The following is a 15,412-nucleotide window of genomic DNA, read 5'->3' as shown; positions in this document are numbered from 1 at the left end:
GCCGCTGCTCGCCCGGCGCGTTGCCGCGCCCTTGGCCGCGTTGCTGCGCGCGGCCGCCGCCTTCCGCGGCGTGCGAGCGCTGCCGCCCTTGCGGCCGCCCTCGCTCTGCCCGGAGGACTCGCCATCCGCAGCAGCCTTGCGTCGCGGCGCGGCGCGGCGGCGCTTCGGTGCCGGCGCGGGCTCCGCCTCGGGCATCATGGCGGGCGGCGACTCGCCCTCCATCTCCGGCTGCATCTCGGTCTCTCCCATGCCTTCCTCCTCTCGCAGGGGGTCATGCCCCCAGTTCATCAGCGAGTGGCGCCAGCGCGTCTGCGTCACCTCGCCCGCCGGTCGCTGCGCCAGGTGGCGGTGGATATAGCCCACCACCTCGTGCAGGAACGCCTCCTCCGCCGCCTCGCCGCGCAGGATGGCGAGGATTCGGCGACCCGATTGGTGGCCCACCGCTTCCGCTTCGCCCTCCCGCGTCATGCCCGCCACGCGGCTCTCCTCGCTCTCCAGCCACTCGGCCAGCTCCTCCGCGGGGATGTTCACCAGCCGGCGGAATTCGGCGGCAATGTCCTGATCCATGCGGTCTCCTCCCCTGTGGTCCTTGCCCGCATGGCGCAGCGAAGCGGTGCGGGCGGCGATGCCGGCCGGAGGCGGCGGGAATTGCCGCCCCGCCGCGCTGTCGCGCCGCTTCGCCGTGCTGCTGCGGGCATGGTCCCCGTCGCTCAGCGCCTCCCGCGCCGCGCGCGGGAGATAGCGCTCCCCGGTCTCGCGGGAGGGACGGCCGGAGCGCGTGCCCCATTCCTCCCGCTTCCACTGCGCCAGGTGGTTGTCCCCGTCCTTCGGACCGAGATAGGCGCCGCCGCGCCGCTGGTACTCCGCGGTGGCGAGCTGCGCCTTGCGCGCCGACCACTGACCGGGCTTGCCGCCCTTCGCACCCTGCGTGATCTCGGCCTTCACCGCATCCCACAGCGCGGGGTCGGATCTGCGCGCGATCCCTGGCATCCATCCGCTCCGTTTCGCCTGCTTCGGGCAACGTCACCTATCGGCAAGCGTTCCCGCGCATCGCCTGCGCGGATGGATTTCTTTGTCAGCGCTGCATGCGAAGCTGCAATTCGCCGCGCAGCGACTCGCCGGGCGCGCGCATCAGCAGCGGTCCGTGCGGCGCGAGTGCCGGACGATTCGGCGCATCCGGCACATGGCTCACCGGCTCGACGCAGAGGATGTGGCTGCCGGCCGGCGCGAAGACCTGCACGCAGCGCGCCCAGGCGCCGCTGGCGGAAAGCCGCAGCCTGCCTTCGTCGCGGATGATCTCCGCCGCGCCATCCCAGCCGGCGAAGGCGGTGTCCAGGCCCTCATAGGCCGGCTCGGCGCCGTCGATGCCGGTGCTCGGCTGCGCCGCCACCGGCAGGCTCCGCTCATCCCGCGCGAAGAGGGTGTCGGCGGCGAGGCGCAGTCGGGTGCCGGCGGGGCGCGCGAAGAAGGGATGCCAGCCGAGGCCGAAGGGGAAGGGCAGCTCGCCGAGATTGGTCAGCGTCAGGGCCAGGCGCAGCGACTCGGCGTCGAGCCACCACTCCATCCGCGCCCGGTAGCGCCAGGGCGCGCCGAGCGGCGTCGCATCCACCTCCTGCTCCAGCACCGCATGCGCAGCGCCGGAGGCGGCCACCGCCCAGGGCGCGTCGCGGGAAAGGCCGTGGATGGCGGTGTCGTCCTCCGGCCGGTTGATCGGCAGGCGCCAGGTGGTGCCCGCCACCGGCAGCGCGCCACCATCCAGCCGATTGGCCCAAGGCGCCATGACGAAGGCGCCGGCGAAGCTCGCATTCGGGTCCGCCCCCTCCGGCAGCGGCACCAGCAGGTCGAGTCCCCGCCAGCGCAGCGCGGCGCAGGCGCCGCCCTGGCCGGGCAGCAGCTCCGCCTGCCAGTCGCGCGACTCCAGCAGCAGCCGATCCGGCATCGCCATCAGCCGAGAGCGAAGGGGTCGCGCGGGGAGGGCGCGCCGCGCGAATACGCCATGCTGGCATAGCTGCCGCCCTGGTAGCGCTCCTCCACCGGATCGCCCGAGACGACGTGGCCGACCTCGGCGCGGTACGCCTCGGCGCTGTCCTCCGGCTGCCAGCCGATGCGGTCGCGATGGTCCTGGCCCCAGAAGCTCGCAGGGTTGTCGGAGCAGGCCCAGATGACGCAATGCCCGGTGCGCGGCGCCAGCACCGCCGCCGCCACCAGCCGCGTCAGGTCATTGTAGGACAGCCAAGTGGAGAGCATGCGCGCATTCACCGGCTTGGGGAAGCAGGAGCCGATGCGGCAATTGACGTTCTCCACCCCGTGCTTGTCCCAGTAGAGCCGGCCCATCAGCTCCCCATAGGCCTTGGAGAGGCCGTAATACCCATCCGGGCGGAAGGCGCAGTCGGCGCCGAGCTTCGCCTCGTTGGCCTGTGACCTGTCCGGCACCTTCGGCCGCTCATGGAAGCCGATGGAGTGGTTCGAGGAGGCGAACAGCACCCGCGCCCCTTCCCGCCGCGCCGCCTCATAGACATGGTAGAGGCCGCGGAGATTGGGCCCCATCACCGTCTCGAAGGGCCGCTCCACGCTGATTCCGCCGAAATGCAGGATGGCACCGCAGCCCTCCGCCAGCCGCAGCAGCTCGACGCCGTCATTCAGGTCGGCGCGGCGGAAGCTGGCGCGCGGCGGCAGCGGATCGGGGAAGGGGGCGATGTCGGTCAGCCGCAGCGTCCAGCCCCGCTCGGCAAGGCCGGCGGCCAGCACCCGGCCGAGATTGCCGGCGGCGCCGGTCAGCAGCACGGGCTTCGCGGGGATCTCGGGCATGGCGGCCTCCCTGGGCGGTGTTCTCGGACGCGATCCCATGTCCTGCCCGCGCCGCAGGCCGGATGTCCAGCACAGGAAGCGGCACGCCCGTCAAAACCTGTCGCCTGCGGCCGCCCTGCCGCGGCAGGCTTTGCGAGATCCAGGGACTCCAACCACTCCGGGGCCACATGAGGCCACGCAGCGGCTGCGTGGGAGCTAGGGCACCGCCACCGCCGGCGTCACCAGCCAGGCGGTGAGGGGAAAGAGCAGCGAGGCCAGCAGGGTGGAGAGCAGCACGGTGGCCGAGACCTCCTCCGTCCCCGCGTGGTTGCGCTGGGCAAGGACGAAGGCATTGGTCGCCGTCGGCATCGCCGCCAGCATCACCCCCGCCTGGACCCAGAACCACTCCCGCTGCAGCACCACGCCGATGACCAGCCAGACCAGCAGCGGATAGGCGATGAGCTTGCCCGCCGAGAGCCCGCCCGCCACCAGCAGCAGCCGCCGCCCGACCGCGAGCCGCCCGAGCGTGCCGCCGAGGGCAAACAGCGCGGTCGGCCCCGCCGCGCCGCCGAGGAAGCCGAGGAAGCGGTCCACCGGGCCGGGGAAGGGGAGGCCGATGGCGCCGACCAGCGCCCCGCCGGCGATCGACAGCAGCACCGGGTTCACCAGCAGCGACCGCAGCGCCCGCCCCATGGCGCGGAGCCCGGCCCCGGGCATGGCAGGCGCCATGAGCAGCGAGCCGAGCGCCAGCACCACCGCAACCTCGGACATGATGGCCATGGCGACCGGGCCGGCGCCCCGCTCCCCCAGCAGGGGCAGCAGCAAAGGCGGGCCGAGATAGCCGACATTGCCCATCGCCGCCCCCGCCCCCATGGCCGCCGCCGCGCCCCGCCGTTGCCAGGGCCGGGCGATGGCCAGCACGGAGAAGAAGATGGCGAGGCAGACCGCCAGGTAGCCGGCGAAGAACACCGGCTCGAAGCTCTGGCCGAGCGGCTGCGAGCCCATCAGCCGCAGCAGCAGGGCCGGCAGGGCGAAATGGAAGGAGAAATGCCCCACCGCATCCACGACGGACGGGGCAACGAGGCCGAACCGCGCCGCGGCCCAGCCGAGCAGGATGACGGCGAAGATCGGCGCGCAGAGCGAAAGGAAGGCAAGCACCCGGGCACCATAAAGGCTCCGCCCGGCGGCGCCAGCTTGCGGCGCGGGCGGGGAAGGGCTTGGCTGGGGCAAGAAGACCGGAGGGAAACGCCATGGAATTCGGAATCGCCCTGCCGACCGACGCGGAAAGCTGGAAGGTCGCCGCCCGGGCGGAGGAGCTCGGCTTCCGTACCGCCTGGTTCTACGACACCCAGATGCTCTCGGCGGATTGCTTCGTCGCCATGGGGGCGGCGGCGGTGAAGACCAGCCGCATCCGACTCGGCACCGGGGTTCTGATCCCCTCCAACCGCATTGCCGCCGTCACGGCCAATGCCTTCGCCACGCTCAACAAGCTGGCGCCGGGGCGGGTCGATATCGGCATCGGCACCGGCTTCACCGGGCGGCGGGCGATGGGGCTCGGCGCCATGAAGCTGAAGGAGTTCGAGGAATACACGAGGGTGATGCTCGGCCTGCTGGCCGGGGAGATCGTGGAGACCGAGATCGAGGGCCAGCGCCGCAAGATCCGGCTGCTGAACCCCGAGCTCGGGCTGATCGACATCCGCACGCCGATGCGGCTGCACCTGGCGGCGGCCGGCCCGCGGGCGCGGGCCCTGACCGCCCGGCTCGGCGCCGGCTGGATCAATTTCTTCTCCGATGTCCCCGCCGCGGTCGCGATGATCGGCGAGATGCGGGAGGCCTGGACCGCCGCCGGGCAGGCCAAGCCGCTGGAGGCGACCGCCTTCGTCCTCGGCTGCGTGCTGGCGGAGGGCGAGCCCTATGACAGCCCGCGCGCCCTGGCCCAGGCCGGGCCGCGCGCCGCGGTGCTGCTGCACCGCGCGGCGGATGAGGCGCTGTCCGGCCTGCCCAACATCTCGCCCCTGCCGGAGAGCGTGCGGCGGGAGGTGGAGGGCTATGTGAAACTGGCGCGCAGCTTCGAGCCGAAGGACGCGCCTTGGCTCGAGAATCACCGCGGCCACCTGATGTTCCTGAAGGAGTCCGAGAAGCCCTTCATCTCCGCCGAGATGATCCGCATCAGCAGCTTCACCGCCACCGAGGCCGAGCTGAAGCGCCGCATCGGCGACCTGCGCGATGCCGGCTATACCGAATTCACCGTGCAACTGGTCCCCGGCCAGGAAGCCGCCATCGAGGATTGGGGCCGCATCATGAAGGCGTTCCGCTGATGCCGCTCGATCCGCAGATCCAGGCGCTCCTGGAAAAGGGCGCCGGCGTCCCGGCGACCGAGACCCTGCCGGTGCCCGAGGCCCGGGCGCAATACGATGCGCGGGTGGCGCTGATGGCCCCGGCGCCGCAGGTGGCGACGCGGGAGTTCAGCATCCCCGGGCCGGGCGGGCCGCTCCGCATCCGGCTCTATACGCCGGACGGGGAGGGACCGCATCCGCTGCTGGTCTTCTTCCATGGCAGCGGCTTCGTGCTGTGCAGCCTCGAGACCCATGACGGCATCTGCCGCAACCTCTGCGCCGGCGGCGGCGTCGTGGTCGCCTCGGTGGATTACCGGCTGGCGCCGGAGACGAAATTCCCCGGCCCCACCGAGGATTGCCTGGCGGCCACGCGCTGGTGCGCCGAGCATGCGGCGGAACTCGGCGCCGATCCGGCGCGGCTGCTGGTGGGCGGCGACAGCGCCGGCGGCAATCTGGCGACGGTGACCGCCCTGCGCCTCCGCGACGAGGGCGGGCCGAAGCTGGCCGGGCAGCTGCTGCTCTACCCGGTGACGGATTTCCACACCCCCGGCACCCCAAGCTATGTCGAGAACGCCACCGGCTACGGCCTGACCCGGGCAACGATGGAGTGGTTCTGGGGCCACTACCTGGCGCAGCCGGAGGATGCCACCCACCCCCACGCCGCCCCGCTGCGCGCCCCGGACCTCGCCGGCCTGCCGCCGGCCCTGATCCAGACGGCGGAATACGACCCGCTGCGCGACGAGGCGGAGCTCTATGCCGCGCGGCTGCAGGAGGCCGGCGTGCCGGTGCAGGTCACCCGCTGGGCCGGGATGAACCACGGCTTCCTGTTCTGGGTCGGCCGGGTGGACGCCGCCCGTCCGGCGATGGAGGAGGCCTGCGACTGGCTGCGACGGACAACCGGCGGATAGTTGCGGCAACGCCACGCGCCGGCCATCATCGTGCCATTCACCGGGAGACCTCGGACGATGCTGACCCGCCGCCTGCTGGCAGGCTCCACGCTTGCCCTGCCCTTCATCCGCACCGCCGCCGCGCAGCAGAGCATCGAATGGGTCGCCGGCTCGCTCGGCGGCGGCTGGTACACCATGGCGGCGGGCCTCGCCGCCCTGATCAAGGACGAGAACGCGGATATCCAGATCCGCGTCGTCCCCGGCGGGGGCCTGGCCAATTCCACCCGCGTCAACCGCAACCAGTCGCCCATGGGCTGGGGCATCGACGCCTTCGCCGCCTCCGCCCGCAAGGGGGAGGAGCCCTATACCGAGAAGCATGAGGCGCTGCGCTGCCTCGGCACCGGCTATTCGCCGACCGAGCATCATTTCCTCCGTGCCACCAATGTGCAGGGGCCGGAGGATATGCGCGGCATCCTGACCCGGAAGGGGCTGAAGCTCGCCACCCCGCAGCGCTCCTCCACCGACGAGATGTCGGTGCAGCGCATCCTGAAATTCCTCGGCACCAGCCCGGAGAAGATCCGCGCCGAGGGCGGCCGCTACCTGAACGGCAGCTATGCCGATATCGGCGCCGCCTTCTCCGACGGGCAGGTGGACTACCTCTATGCCTGCCTGGCCCGGCCGGGGGCGATCTTCACCGAGATCGCCCAGGGGCGCCGCGGCGGCCGCATGGTGGAATTCCCGGACGACATCCGGAAGCACATGATCGACCGCTACGCCTATGCCGAGGGCATCCTGCCCGCCAGCACCTACCCGGCGCTGATGACCGGCGACGTGAAGGTGACGCTGATGGACAGCGTCATCATGGTGCATGAGTTGATGCCGGAGGAGATCGCCTACAAGATCACCCGCACCCTGATCCGCAACAAGGGTCAGCGGCTGGTCACCATCCATGCCAGCATGGGCGCCTGGGACCCGGCCACCTCCTGGAAGTACCAGGGCCTGCCGCTGCATCCCGGCGCCGCCCGCGCCTTCAAGGAATTGGCGGGAATGCCCTGAGATCCCCACGACGTCGCTGCGCGACGCCGTGGGGGCCCCGGAGTCGCCTGGCGATCGGCGTCTCGCACAGGCTGAAGCGGCGAAGCCGCTTCAGCGCAGCAGGCGGTCCGGGTGCGGCGGGGGGCTTGTCGCCCGGCGTGCCGCGGGGCGGCAGGACCGGCGACACTTGCCCCGCGCCGGCTGAACGGCGCAGCCGCTGCGGCGCACGCCGCGGTCCGGCAGCGGCGGAGAGCTTGTCGCCGGCGGCCCTGCTGGCACGAGGGGTGCTAGCCTCCGGGTGAACTGGAACGGAAACCTGTATGCGTGACCTGGCCGGGCCGTTGAAGGGGCTGCTCATCCTCTGGATGGCGGGCGCCGCGGCGATCCATCTCTATTTCGGCGGCTTCGGCTTCCCCGAACCCATTACCATGCGGGGCTTCCACCTGCTGGTCTTCGTACCGCCCCTCTTCCTGCTCTACCCGGCCTTCGCCCGCTCCCCCAAGCACCGCCCGAGCCTCTTCGACTGGCTCTGGGCCCTCGCCGCCGCCGCGCCGCATGCCTGGGTGATGTGGAACTGGGACGTGGTCTCCGACCGCATGGAATATGTGGACCCCTTCACCCCTACCATGGCGGTGCTGGCGGTGCTGGCCATCGTTACCCTGCTCGAGGCGACGCGCCGCGCCGTCGAGGTCGGCCTTGCCTGGATGGTCCTCATCAGCCTCGCCTACATGCGATGGGGCCACCATCTGCCCGGCGTGCTGAACAGCCGCCCCTTCACCCTGGACGAGATCCTGGAGGCCGCCTGGCTGGTGCCGACGGCGGGCGGCGTCTATGGCCCGCTGACCGGCATCGTCGCCACCACCATCGCCGTCTTCATCGTCTTCGGCGGCTTCATGCAGGGCAGCGGCACCGGCCGGCTGTTCAGCAATCTCGGCGCCGCCGCCGCCGGGCGCTACACCGGCGGCCCGGCCAAGGTCGCCGTCGTCACCTCCGGCCTGTTCGGGACGATGAGCGGCAGCTCCGTCTCCAACGTCATCACCACCGGCGCCATGACCATCCCGCTGATGATCCGCATCGGCTACCGCCCGGCGATCGCCGGCGGGATCGAGAGCGCCGCCTCGGTCGGCGGGGCGCTGATGCCGCCCGTCATGGGCGCCGCCGCCTTCGTCATGGCGGAGATCACCGGCATCCCTTACGGCGAGATCGTGGTCGCCGCCGCCATCGGCGCCGTCCTCTACTACTTCGCCATCCTTGCCGCGGTGCATTTCGAGGCGAAGCAGGCCGGCATCGCGCCCATGCCCCCCAGCGAGATCCCGCCCTGGCGGGAGGTGCTGCAGGACGCCCATCTGGTCATCCCCATCGCCGTGCTGGTCTGGCTGATGATGGACCGTTGGAGCGGCAATTTCGCCGCCTTTTGCGCCACCCTGGCCATGGTCGCGGTGGCGGCGATCCGCGCCCGCACCCGCATGTCCTGGCGCGCGGTGCTGGACAGCCTGGCTTCCGCCGGCCTCACCATGGCCCCGCTCGCCGTCTCCATCGCCGGCGCCGGCATCGTCGTCTCGGCGCTGACCGCGACCGGCATGGTCGTGGCGCTGGGCGGCATCATCAAGGATCTGGCGGCGGGCAGCTTCCCGCTGCTGCTGGTGCTGCTGGCCGTGGCGGTCCTCGTTCTCGGCATGGGGCTGCCCACCACGCCCAGCTACATCATCGCCGCCGCCATCGGCGTCCCGCAGATCCTGGAGCTCGGCAGCCAGGCCCTCGGCCTCAGCCCCGCCGAGCTGCTGCTGCCGGCGCATCTCTTCATCTTCTACTTCGCCGTGCTGGCCGATGCCTCGCCGCCGGTCGCCGCCGCCGCCTTCGCCGCGGCGGCCATCGCCAAGGCCAGCCCGCTCATCACCAGCAACCACGCCACGCGCTTCGGCATCGCCGGCTTCACCGTGGGCTTCGCCTTCCTCTACGACCCCGGCATCATGCTGCGCGGCGGCCTCTCCGGCATCATCCTGGCCACGCTGATCCAGGTGGCGGCGCTGACCGCCATCTGCGCCGGCTATGCCGGCTACCTGCTGCGGCCCATGGGCGTGGCGGCGCGCTGCCTGCTGGGGGTCGCCGGACTCGTCGCCGCCTTCTATCACGGCGTGCCGGACCTGCTTCGCCTCGGCCTTGTCGCCCTGGCGCTGGGGCTGGTCGCGGTGCCGCAATGGCTTCGTTCGCGCTGAAGGACCTACGCATGCGTCTTCCCGCCGCCCTCCTGCTGCTGCTGGGCGCCCTCGCCCCCGCCGCGGCGCAGCAGGCCTCCCAGGCCCCTGCCGGTGCCACGCTTTCCACCGTCCGCGCCCGCGGCGCGCTCTCCTGCGGCATCTCCACCGGGGACCCGGCCTGGAGCCAGCCGGACAGCCGCGGCGAATGGCAGGGTATGGATGCCGATATCTGCCGCGCCGTCGCCGCCGCCGTGCTGGGCGATGCGAAGAAGCTGGTCTGGCAGCACCTGACGGGGCAGAACCGCTTTCCGGCGCTGACCACCGGCCAAGTGGAGATGCTGACCCGCACCACCACCTGGACCTTCATGCGGGACAGCTCCCTCGGCGTGAATTTCACCGCGCCCTATTTCTATGACGGCCAGGGCTTCCTGGTGCGGGCCAATGCCGGCATCACCAGCGCGAAGCAGCTCGACGGCGCGACCATCTGCTTCACCTCGGCCAGCACGCATGAGCTGAACCTGCAGGACTGGTCCCGCAGCCAGGGCATCCGCTTCACGCCCGTCATCTTCGCCGACAAGGACGAGGCGCGCCGCGCCTATGAGAGCAACCGCTGCGACAGCTACACCGGCGATGCCAGCCAGCTCGCCGCGGTGCGCGCCGCCTTCCCCGACCCGGCGGAGCACGTCCTGCTGGCGGATCGCATCAGCAAGGAACCCTACGCCCCCGCCGTCCGCCAGGGCGACGACCAGTGGTTCGACATCGTCCGCTACGTCGTCTACGGGCTGGTGGAGGCGGAGGAGCTCGGCATCACCCAGGCCAATGCCGACCAGATGCTGGCGGAAAGCCCGAGCCCCGCGGTGCAGCGCCTGCTGGGCAAGACCGGCGGCCTCGGCGCCAGCCTCGGCCTCGACCGCGCCTTCCTGCTGAACGCCATCAAGGCGGTGGGGAATTACGGCGAGGTCTACGACCGCCACCTGGGCGAGGGCAGCGCGGTGAAGCTGGCGCGCGGCCCGAACGCGCTGTGGAACCGGGGCGGCATCATGATCTCGCCGCCGATGCGCTGAGCGGGCCTGCCGCCAGATCGCCGAGGGCGCCGCGGCGCGCCTTCGGCCCTGGCGCCGCCCGGGGCGGCTTGTCTTGCAGGGCCACGGCAGGCCGACCCGCATGCGGCGCCGCAGGGGCGGCCTCGGCTTGGCCGCTGCCCGGGGCGGGGCTAAACCCCGGGCCGCGAAAACGCCGGAGCCTGCTTTTGTCCACTCGCCGCCAGTTGCTTGCCGCCAGCACCGCTTCCTTCCTGGCCCTTCCCGCCATCGCCCGCGCGGCGGAGTATCCCGACCGGCCCATCACCCTCGTCATCGGCTACGCGCCCGGCGCGCTGACCGACACCATGGTCCGCCTCGTCGCAGAGAAGATGGCGCAGGAGCTGGGCCAGCCCGTGGTGGTGGAGAACCGCACCGGCGCCGCCACCGCCATCGCCTCCACCGCCGTCGCCAATGCCCGGCCGGCCGGCCATACGCTGCTGATCGGCACCAACAGCCTGGCGATCAACCCGGCCCTGATGCCGGGCGCGACGCCGAAGGATCCGCTGAAGGAGCTGGAGCCGATCGGTGAGGTCTATTACAGCCCCTTCGTCCTGCTCGCACGGAAGGGCCTGCCCGCCCGCACCCTGCCGGAGCTGATCGAGCTGGCGAAGCGGAAGCCGGGGGAGCTGAATTACGGCAGCTCCGGCTCCGGTTCGGTGAATCACCTGCTGACGGAGCTGCTGCTGCAGCGCGCCGGCATCGAGATCACCCACATCCCCTATCGCGGCGGCGGGCCGGCGCTGGTGGAGCTGCGCTCCGGCCGGATCGACCTGTTCTATGCCACGCCGCTCGATTCCCAGCCGCTGCTGGGCGACGGCGCCGCGCAGCCGATCGTCATCTCCTCGCCGCAGCGCATCCCGATGATGCCGGACCTGCCCTCCGTGTCGGAGAGCTTCCAGGGCTGCGACGGCGTGCTCTGGCAGGGGCTGTTCTGCCCGCCCGGCACGCCGGAGCCGATCCGCCGCAAGCTGTTCACGGTGCTGCGCAAGGTGCTGGAGGCGCCGGCGCTGCGGCAGAATGTCGAGGCCCGCGGCGTGGTGCTGATGGATGGCGACGCCGCGGCGCTGCGCCAGCGCCTGGCGGCGGAGCTGCGCGTCTGGCCGGAGGTGATCCGGCAGGGCGGCATCCAGCCGGGTTAACTCCCGACGAAACCGCCGCGCGGCTTCGTGGGCCCCGGAGGCGCTGAATGCCCCAGGCCTCGCACAGCCTTCCGCGGCAGGGCCGCGGAAGGACACCGGGCGGCGCGTCTGCGCCGCGCGTCAGGTTGAGGCCAACCCGCCGGAGCCACGCCGCCACATCCGCCGGCAAGCCCTTCAAATAAGGCGCCGCCCCCGAGCCCCGCCGCCCGTTGCCCTGCCCGCGGCTTTGCCGCGGCAGGCTGTGCGGGGCGCCGCTCGCCCGGCGAGGTCGGGGCCCTCGCGGCGGCGCGCAGCGACGCCGTGGGGAATATCAAAGCATCGCCCGCAGGATCAGCGGCATGGGCGTCATCCGGTCCTCCACGGCACGCACCCCCGCCACCCCGGCGGCCAGGCGCTTCAGCCCCTCCCGCATCACCTCGGACCGGGCGAAGCCGTAGAGCGTCACCCGCCCCCCGGCGACATCGGGGAAGACCCAGAAGGTGTCGGTCCAGGGCTGCTCGCGGAAGGCGGCGAGGATGCCGTGCAGCACCGCCCGGTCCTCCAGCCGCGCGCTGTCCGGCTGCGCCGCCCGCAGCACGGCGCGCAGCAGGTCGGCGCGGCTGACCAGGCCCACCAGCACCCCCTCGCGCTCCACCAGCACGCGGCGGATGCGGTGCTTCTCCATGAGCCGGGAGATCTCCTCGGCCGAGGCTTCCTGCCCCACCGTCACCAGCGGCGTCGTCATCACCTCCCGCGCCACCGCGCCATGCGCCTTCAGGTAGCGCTGCGCCAGCGGCGTCGGGTCGCGGAAGATGTCGAGGAACCAGGTGAGGGGGCCGGGCGGCGCATCCGCCAGGCGGCGGATCAGATCGCCCTCGGTGACGATGCCGAGCGGCTTGCCGGCGGCATCCACCACCGGCACGGCGGAAATGCCGCGCCGGGCGAGCAGCTCCGCCACCGCCGTCACCGGCGCCTCGGGCGGGACGGTGACGGGGTTCGGGGTCATCAGGTCGCGAGCCAGCATGACAGATATCCTTGCAATGAAGATTTGGTTGCTTCCCTGTCATTCACCCTGCCGCCAAATCCGCCACTTCGGCTTGATGCAGGTCAAATCGGCAGCGATTTCCATGGGCTCTGTGGCCGCGATGCCGCGGTCCGGCGTCATGCTGTGACCGATTCACCTGCTCGTCAGGCTGCCCGGCCTGAGTTACATTTGCGGCAGGGTCCGCTCGCGGGCCCCTCGCACTGCCAAGAGCACAAGAAGCAGGTGATTGGGATGGAACGCCGTATGACGCCTCTTGCCGGGGTCAGACCCCTGGCGCTGCTTGGCTTGCCCGCTGATTTCTTTGTCCCGCCGCCCGACCCGGCCGCACCGGAGAAGCTGCGGCTGGAATGGCCGCGTCGCGGGAAGGGGCCGCGCTTCCATGGCGATGCCGGGCTGCAGGCGGCCTTCCGCCAGGCCCTGGCGGAATACGAGGCGGCCGAACTGGCCGCGGCGCGCGCGCGGGTCAGCGGCGACCTGCGCGGCTTCTTCCAGAACATGACCGAGACCCATCGCTGCTACGCGGCGCTGGAAGCCTTCGACCTGCCGCCGGCCGATCTGGCGCGGCTGCAGAAGCAGTGCCGGCGCCGGGCGGCGCGGGCGCTGCGATAGGGGGGTGAGATGGGGGCTCCGCCCCCAAACCCCCGGCAGGAGGCGCTGCCTCCTGCACCTCCGCCGGGGAGGGGACCCCTCCCCGGACCCCGGTGGGGGTCAGCAGGTTGAACCGGACGGCCTCGTTGCGGCTAGACAGGCCGACTTCACGGCCGAAAGAAGACGCTCATTTGTCGCCCGCACGTCAGTAAGCGCGGGCAGCTCAAAGTAGCCTGTCTCGGAGTACCGGAATGTCTGCGCTTTCCCACATGCATTCAGCCAATCCACAATGACGTGCGTGTGCGCCTCGTAACTCTGGAGGGCCAATCCTTCGGCACATGCATCGCGAAGCATGATCTTCAGGTTGTGGCCATATTTGAATTTCAGGGCGTCGTTACTAACGTGCCGGGCGCGAAGAAACGCCTTAAGCGCCAGTTCGATCGAATGACAGTGGAGGTGGTAGGTGACGAAGTGCGTAAAGCGAAGGCGCAACTCGCCTGAGTCTTGCGCCATGGCGGATTGAGCCGCTGCCCGAAGGAAATCTTCCGCGAGGTAATAGATGCCGATCGGGCTGTGTCGGTCTTGGAGAGCATCGGCTTCCATCGAGACATTCTACCGTGGATTAGGCATCCGTTCCAGTTATAAACGGCCTGCCACGCTGTCACAGCGCCTGCCGTTCGCTTAGCCGGCCTGCTGCATCCTAGGCCCGGCCAACACCACCAGCCTCGCCACCCTACCCTGCCGGAGTGTCACGATCGCCGCCTGCCGGAAGCGCCGCGCCAGCACCGCGATGCGCCGGGGGTCCGCCGCCAGGAACAGGTGGCGCTCCGCCCAGTCCTCCAGCCCGCCCTCGCCCTCCGCCATCGGCAGGCGCCGCGCCGCCTGGCGCAGCCGCGCCAGCGCCCGGTCGTTCCAGCCGCGCGGCATCTTCCGGCTATACGGATTCCAGGCGGTGACGAAGCCGCCCTGCCGGCCGCCGAGCCGCGCCAGCAGCGCGTCCACCTCCGGGCTCCGCCGTCCCACCCAGGCCCTGGCCCCCGCCGCCTCATAGGTCGTGCGGGCATAGGCCTGCCGCAGCCGCGCGCTCATCCGAGCTGGAAGAGCAGCGCCTTCAGATAGGCGCTTTCCGGCAGCAGCGGGTGCACCGGGTGGTCCGGCCCGGCGCCGCTCTGGACCAGCAGCTTCATGGCGCGGCGCGGCCGCAGCAGCCCGCCGATCACCGCATCCGCGAACTCCCCGGGCGCGACATGGTGGGAGCAGGAGGCGATGAAGAGGAACCCGCCCGGCGCCACCAGCGCCGCCGCCAGCCGCGCCAGCTTGCCATAGCCGCGCAGCGCCGCCGGCTGGTCGCGGCGGGATTTGGCGAAGGCCGGCGGGTCGGCCACCACGATGTCGAAGCGCCGCCCCTCGCGGCCCCAGCGCTCCAGCACCTCCAGCGCCTCGCCGCGCTCTGCCGCCACCCGCTCCGCCAGCCCGTTGGCCCGCGCGGAGTCCAGCGCGATCTCCAGCGCCGGCGCGCTGCGGTCCAGCAGCGTCACCTGCGCCGCCCCCGCCTTCGCCGCCGCCAGGCCGAAGCCGCCGGTATGGCAGAAGGCGTCCAGCACCGTCGCGCCCGGCGCCAGGGCGGCGACCCGCGCCCGGTTCTCCCGCTGGTCGAAGAACCAACCGGTCTTCTGGCCGGAGAGGAGATCGACCGCGAAGCGCAGCCCGGCCTCCTCCACCGTGACCGGGCCGGGGGCGCCGCGCAGCACCTTCACCTCCTCCGCCAGCCCCTCCAGCTTGCGCACCGAGGCGTCGTTGCGGCCGATGATGAGGCGGGGGGCGAACATCCCCTCCAGCGCCTCCAGCAGGGCAGGGGTCAGCCACTCCATGCCGGCGGTGTTGGCCTGCAGCGCCAACGCATCGCCATAGCGGTCGATGACCAGGCCCGGCAGCCCGTCCGCCTCGGCATGGACCAGCCGGTAGTACGGGTTGCCGGGATAGAGCCTCTCCCGCAGCGCCAGCGCCGCGCCCAGCCGCGCCCGGCACCAGGCCGCGTCCAGCAGGGCGGCCGGGTCCGCATCCACCCGCCGCGCCGCGATCAGGCTGTGCGGGTTGAACAGCCAGGTGCCGTGGCGCACCCCGTCATCCCCCTCCAGCCGCACCGGCGCGCCGGGGGGCAGGGCGCGGGCCTCCGGCGTCATGGCGATCTCGTTGGAGAAGGCCCAGGGGTGGCCTTCCTTCACCCGCCGGTCATGGCGGGGCAGCAGGCGGAGCAGGGGATGCGGCGCGGTCATGGGGGGCGGACCATGGCGCCGCCCGGCTTGCGGCGCAACGCGCGCCGGGGCAGAGGGGGA

At 71.8% G+C, this 15,412-nt stretch carries 15 protein-coding genes; 7 read left to right on the top strand and 8 right to left on the bottom strand.

Annotation, left to right across the window (positions count from 1 at the left end):
- The 4 genes from NJ376_RS18760 to NJ376_RS18745 form a co-directional block, all read right to left on the bottom strand.
- The coding region (locus NJ376_RS18760; RefSeq protein WP_252954813.1) for a DUF3140 domain-containing protein at nucleotides 1–990 on the bottom strand (990 nt) is incomplete at its 3' end.
- An 85-nt stretch (nucleotides 991–1,075) separates the two neighbouring features.
- Complete coding sequence (locus NJ376_RS18755; RefSeq protein ID WP_252954812.1) at nucleotides 1,076–1,939, bottom strand: aldose epimerase family protein; 864 nt, start codon at nucleotides 1,937–1,939, stop codon at nucleotides 1,076–1,078.
- A gap of 5 nt (nucleotides 1,940–1,944) precedes the next feature.
- Entirely contained in the window at nucleotides 1,945–2,808 is an 864-nt protein-coding gene (locus NJ376_RS18750; protein ID WP_252954811.1) for an NAD-dependent epimerase/dehydratase family protein, read from the bottom strand.
- A 195-nt stretch (nucleotides 2,809–3,003) separates the two neighbouring features.
- Nucleotides 3,004–3,945 carry an AEC family transporter gene (locus tag NJ376_RS18745; RefSeq protein WP_252954810.1) on the bottom strand — a complete coding sequence of 314 codons (942 nt, stop codon included), beginning with the start codon at nucleotides 3,943–3,945 and terminating at the stop codon, nucleotides 3,004–3,006.
- Between the two features lie 92 nt (nucleotides 3,946–4,037).
- On the opposite strand from NJ376_RS18745, the gene NJ376_RS18740 reads away from it, so the two are divergent.
- The 6 genes from NJ376_RS18740 to NJ376_RS18715 all read left to right on the top strand — a co-directional run bounded on the left by NJ376_RS18740 (nucleotide 4,038) and on the right by NJ376_RS18715 (nucleotide 11,464).
- Complete coding sequence (locus NJ376_RS18740) at nucleotides 4,038–5,105, top strand: LLM class flavin-dependent oxidoreductase (protein WP_252954809.1); 1,068 nt, start codon at nucleotides 4,038–4,040, stop codon at nucleotides 5,103–5,105.
- The gene (locus NJ376_RS18735; RefSeq protein ID WP_252954808.1) at nucleotides 5,105–6,031 is read left to right on the top strand and encodes an alpha/beta hydrolase; all 927 of its coding nucleotides are present in this window, start codon (nucleotides 5,105–5,107) and stop codon (nucleotides 6,029–6,031) included. Before NJ376_RS18740 ends, NJ376_RS18735 begins: the two co-directional genes overlap by 1 nt.
- A gap of 57 nt (nucleotides 6,032–6,088) precedes the next feature.
- Nucleotides 6,089–7,066, top strand: a complete 978-nt coding sequence (locus NJ376_RS18730; RefSeq protein WP_252954807.1) for a TAXI family TRAP transporter solute-binding subunit — start codon at nucleotides 6,089–6,091, stop codon at nucleotides 7,064–7,066.
- 299 nt (nucleotides 7,067–7,365) lie between these two features.
- Nucleotides 7,366–9,261 carry a TRAP transporter permease gene (locus tag NJ376_RS18725; RefSeq protein ID WP_252954806.1) on the top strand — a complete coding sequence of 632 codons (1,896 nt, stop codon included), beginning with the start codon at nucleotides 7,366–7,368 and terminating at the stop codon, nucleotides 9,259–9,261.
- Between the two features lie 11 nt (nucleotides 9,262–9,272).
- Nucleotides 9,273–10,307, top strand: coding sequence for an amino acid ABC transporter substrate-binding protein (locus NJ376_RS18720; RefSeq protein ID WP_252954805.1), 1,035 nt, complete (start codon nucleotides 9,273–9,275; stop codon nucleotides 10,305–10,307).
- 185 nt (nucleotides 10,308–10,492) lie between these two features.
- Nucleotides 10,493–11,464, top strand: coding sequence for a Bug family tripartite tricarboxylate transporter substrate binding protein (locus tag NJ376_RS18715; RefSeq protein ID WP_252954804.1), 972 nt, complete (start codon nucleotides 10,493–10,495; stop codon nucleotides 11,462–11,464).
- Between the two features lie 310 nt (nucleotides 11,465–11,774).
- On the opposite strand, the gene NJ376_RS18710 is transcribed toward NJ376_RS18715, so the two are convergent.
- Nucleotides 11,775–12,467 carry a CBS domain-containing protein gene (locus NJ376_RS18710; RefSeq protein ID WP_252954803.1) on the bottom strand — a complete coding sequence of 231 codons (693 nt, stop codon included), beginning with the start codon at nucleotides 12,465–12,467 and terminating at the stop codon, nucleotides 11,775–11,777.
- 252 nt (nucleotides 12,468–12,719) lie between these two features.
- On the opposite strand from NJ376_RS18710, the gene NJ376_RS18705 reads away from it, so the two are divergent.
- Complete coding sequence (locus tag NJ376_RS18705; protein WP_252954802.1) at nucleotides 12,720–13,097, top strand: hypothetical protein; 378 nt, start codon at nucleotides 12,720–12,722, stop codon at nucleotides 13,095–13,097.
- A 99-nt stretch (nucleotides 13,098–13,196) separates the two neighbouring features.
- On the opposite strand, the gene NJ376_RS18700 is transcribed toward NJ376_RS18705, so the two are convergent.
- The 3 genes from NJ376_RS18700 to NJ376_RS18690 all read right to left on the bottom strand — a co-directional run bounded on the left by NJ376_RS18700 (nucleotide 13,197) and on the right by NJ376_RS18690 (nucleotide 15,352).
- Complete coding sequence (locus tag NJ376_RS18700; RefSeq protein ID WP_252954801.1) at nucleotides 13,197–13,679, bottom strand: HEPN domain-containing protein; 483 nt, start codon at nucleotides 13,677–13,679, stop codon at nucleotides 13,197–13,199.
- Nucleotides 13,680–13,757: 78 nt separating this feature from the next.
- Nucleotides 13,758–14,165: a DUF3293 domain-containing protein gene (locus NJ376_RS18695; RefSeq protein WP_252954800.1), complete on the bottom strand. Its 408-nt coding sequence runs from the start codon at nucleotides 14,163–14,165 to the stop codon at nucleotides 13,758–13,760.
- Nucleotides 14,162–15,352: a class I SAM-dependent rRNA methyltransferase gene (locus NJ376_RS18690; RefSeq protein WP_252954799.1), complete on the bottom strand. Its 1,191-nt coding sequence runs from the start codon at nucleotides 15,350–15,352 to the stop codon at nucleotides 14,162–14,164. The genes NJ376_RS18695 and NJ376_RS18690 overlap by 4 nt, the downstream gene beginning before the upstream one ends.
- Nucleotides 15,353–15,412: the final 60 nt, after the last annotated feature.

This window comes from Siccirubricoccus soli, assembly GCF_024178315.1.
In the GTDB taxonomy this organism is placed as follows: Bacteria; Pseudomonadota; Alphaproteobacteria; order Acetobacterales; family Acetobacteraceae; genus Siccirubricoccus; species Siccirubricoccus soli.
Note: the sequence above shows the minus strand (reverse complement) of the source record. Positions and strands in the feature narration are given on the sequence as shown.

Excerpts from the sequence above, each read along its gene's own strand:
- NJ376_RS18755 (WP_252954812.1), bottom strand. The coding sequence starts at position 1,939 with ATGCCGGATCGGCTGCTGCTGGAGTCGCGCGACTGGCAGGCGGAGCTG.
- NJ376_RS18730 (WP_252954807.1), top strand. The coding sequence starts at position 6,089 with ATGCTGACCCGCCGCCTGCTGGCAGGCTCCACGCTTGCCCTGCCCTTC.
- NJ376_RS18750 (WP_252954811.1), bottom strand. The coding sequence starts at position 2,808 with ATGCCCGAGATCCCCGCGAAGCCCGTGCTGCTGACCGGCGCCGCCGGC.
- NJ376_RS18735 (WP_252954808.1), top strand. The coding sequence starts at position 5,105 with ATGCCGCTCGATCCGCAGATCCAGGCGCTCCTGGAAAAGGGCGCCGGC.
- NJ376_RS18690 (WP_252954799.1), bottom strand. The coding sequence starts at position 15,352 with ATGACCGCGCCGCATCCCCTGCTCCGCCTGCTGCCCCGCCATGACCGG.
- NJ376_RS18705 (WP_252954802.1), top strand. The coding sequence starts at position 12,720 with ATGGAACGCCGTATGACGCCTCTTGCCGGGGTCAGACCCCTGGCGCTG.
- NJ376_RS18710 (WP_252954803.1), bottom strand. The coding sequence starts at position 12,467 with ATGCTGGCTCGCGACCTGATGACCCCGAACCCCGTCACCGTCCCGCCC.
- NJ376_RS18740 (WP_252954809.1), top strand. The coding sequence starts at position 4,038 with ATGGAATTCGGAATCGCCCTGCCGACCGACGCGGAAAGCTGGAAGGTC.
- NJ376_RS18695 (WP_252954800.1), bottom strand. The coding sequence starts at position 14,165 with ATGAGCGCGCGGCTGCGGCAGGCCTATGCCCGCACGACCTATGAGGCG.
- NJ376_RS18725 (WP_252954806.1), top strand. The coding sequence starts at position 7,366 with ATGCGTGACCTGGCCGGGCCGTTGAAGGGGCTGCTCATCCTCTGGATG.
- NJ376_RS18700 (WP_252954801.1), bottom strand. The coding sequence starts at position 13,679 with ATGGAAGCCGATGCTCTCCAAGACCGACACAGCCCGATCGGCATCTAT.
- NJ376_RS18720 (WP_252954805.1), top strand. The coding sequence starts at position 9,273 with ATGCGTCTTCCCGCCGCCCTCCTGCTGCTGCTGGGCGCCCTCGCCCCC.